Genomic DNA, 2,584 nt, shown 5'->3' with positions numbered 1-2,584 from the left:
GCCCGTCGAACACGGCCAGGAACCGATCGGCGCTGTCGATGCCGGCTATGATGGCACCCGCCGCGATCTCGCCGGAGGCAGCTGACAGCCCGTTCGCGTCGAGCCTGACGAATTCCCCGGGCAGCCTGCCATTGGCTTCGAAATGGTCGAGCGCCCTGTCGGCCACGGTCCGTTGGTTCCGATTGAGGGCACTAAGCTCAGGATCGGTGCGGTCGGTGCCCGTTACCAGGTACACATTGTTGGCGTCATAGCTGAGGCTGGTCTCGAAGCCGGGCAACGGCGTGTCGCTGAGGCCGGCGAATTTGGTGCCGCCGAGACCGCCCGTGGCATTGAGGATGGTGTAGTTCCTGGAAACAGAGCCGCCCGCCAGGAACGTGACATCGACGGTGCCGCCCGAAAGATCGGCGGAGCCGGTAGCGTTCGCGCGGTCGGCCGTGCTGCCAGAGACCTCGACGGCGTTGACCGAGCCGGCGCCGAACGCAAGGTTCCCGATGATATTGATCGTGCCGATCGAATTCCCAGGCGAAAGCGTGCCGCCGGCCAGCGTGGCGGAGCCGACACTGCCAGAGCCGCCAAGTATTGCGCCCGCATTCACCGTCAGGCTCGAAAAGAGGATCGAGCCGTTCGCCACAAGCGTGCCGGCGTCGACGATCGTCGCGCCGGTGTAGGTGTTGTTGCCGGAGAGAAAAAGCGTGCCGGTACCGGACTTAACCATCGTGCCGGTGCCGCTGATCACGCCGCTCCAGGTCAGCGGAGCCGATGCAACGAAGAAACCGCCGCTGTTCGTGATCGTGACGGGGCGATTGACCGTCTGTGCCGAAGCATCCGAAGCTAGCCCGATCGTGCCGCTGTTCAGATTGATGGCGCTGCCCGCGGCGCCTAGGCTGGCGTCGGTAGTGAACAACAGCGCACCGGCCGAAACGGTCGTGCCGCCCGAATAGGTATTCGTACCGGAAAGAATCAGGTCGCCGGAGCCGGACTTGACCAGCACGCCGCTTCCTCCGATGACGCCGCTCAAGGTGAGGGCCTTGCCTGGATCGACGAGCAAGACGCCATTACCCCTCAAAAGCCCGACGGGCCGGGAACTGGTGAAGGTCTCGGAGGCGTGCAGACCGCCGCCGTCGAGCAGGTGGAGATGGGCATCTGCCTTGCCGAGTTTGGCGTCGGAGGCGACAAGCAGGGTTCCGCCTTCCACCCGCGTGCCGCCCGTATAGGTGTTCTCGCCAGTGAGCGCGACCTCGCCGTTGCCTCGTTTCCAGAGATTGCCGGTGCCGGACACGATGCCAGCATAGGTGCCGCTGCCCGCCTGATCGAAGAAGATGGAGGCATTATTGTTGATGGTGATATTGCGCTGCAGGCTCGACGTGTTGCCCTGCAGGATGCCGGCATTGACGATGGTGCCGCCGCTATAGGCGTTGGCGCCGGTGAGAACGGTCACGCCGTCGCCATTCTTGATTAGAGACCAACTGCCGCTGTCGGCGCCGGTGCCGCCAGCTCCGGTCTGGTCGATGATGATGTCGCTTATGGTCTGTGTCTGCCCACCGCTGGGGACGGTGCTGACCGACCCGTTGCCGTGTAGGAAGATGCCCGAACCGATACCCTGGCCGGGATTGCCACCACACACTGGAGATATTGGAAGGCCTTTGCACCCGTTTTCCACTCCACCGTCACCGCCCGCAACGGCATTTCCGGAAATGTTGAGAGCGCCGGCCAGGGTCAGGCTGCCGCCCTCCTGAACGAAGATCGCACCGCCGAGACCGGCGCCGCCGCCGCCGCCGGCACTGGGGTCCTTGCCGTTGCTATTGCCGCCGCCGAAGCCACCGGGCACAGCCACTGAGTGGAAGATATCGCCGTTGCCGCCGGCGCCGCCGCCAAAACCGCCGGAGCCACCTCCATTGGGGCCGCCGCCACCGCCACCGCCGAAGCCACCGGGGTGGCCCTGGCGCTCAAAGGCGTGGGCACCGTCGCCGCCGCCGCCTGTACCGCCGCCACCATTGACGACAGGGCCGGCGTCGCCGCCGTTAGCACCGGTGGGCCAATAGCCACCACCGCCGCCGCTGGTCCAACCGCCGGTATCTGGCCTGAGCGCGCCGCCGTTGCCGCCATGGGCCTGGTTGGCTTGCAGGTTGACGTTGCTCACCGTCACATTGGCGCCGCTGGCGACGAACAGCGCGCTGCCCAGTCCAGCGCCGCCACCGCCGCCGCCGCCTCCAATATACAGCTCGCCGCCATACCTTGCGTCGCCTCCTCTGCCGCCCTGGGCCTTGGCGTTGGCGATGGTGAGATCGTTGACGACTACTGTGCCGGACTGGACGAACAGGCCGCGATACTGGTTATTGCCAGACAGCGTGAAGTTGCCACCGTCGATGGTCACGTCTTTCTGCACGATGGGCAAGTTTGCGCTCAGGGTGACGTTCGCGGTGAAGGTGATGGTGTCGTTTTTCTGGGCGCTACTGATGGCGTCCCTGAGCGTCGCCTCGTCTTTGACAATCCAGTCAGTCTCGACAGCTCTCGCCGGAAGCGTTGTTGACAGCGTTCCAGCTGCGAGAAGGATGGCCAGTGCCAGGCGCGAGCCCGATGTCGA

At 65.2% G+C, this 2,584-nt stretch carries 1 protein-coding gene; it reads right to left on the bottom strand.

What is annotated here, in order from left to right; all coding sequences use genetic code 11:
* The coding region (locus FJ867_RS29335) for an autotransporter-associated beta strand repeat-containing protein (protein ID WP_181168471.1) at window positions 1-2,584 on the bottom strand (2,584 nt) is incomplete at both ends.

This window comes from Mesorhizobium sp. B2-5-3 (genome assembly GCF_006441005.1).
Taxonomy (GTDB): domain Bacteria; phylum Pseudomonadota; class Alphaproteobacteria; order Rhizobiales; family Rhizobiaceae; genus Mesorhizobium.
The sequence above is the reverse complement of the archived record's forward strand: the minus strand, read 5'-3'. Positions and strand labels throughout refer to the sequence as shown.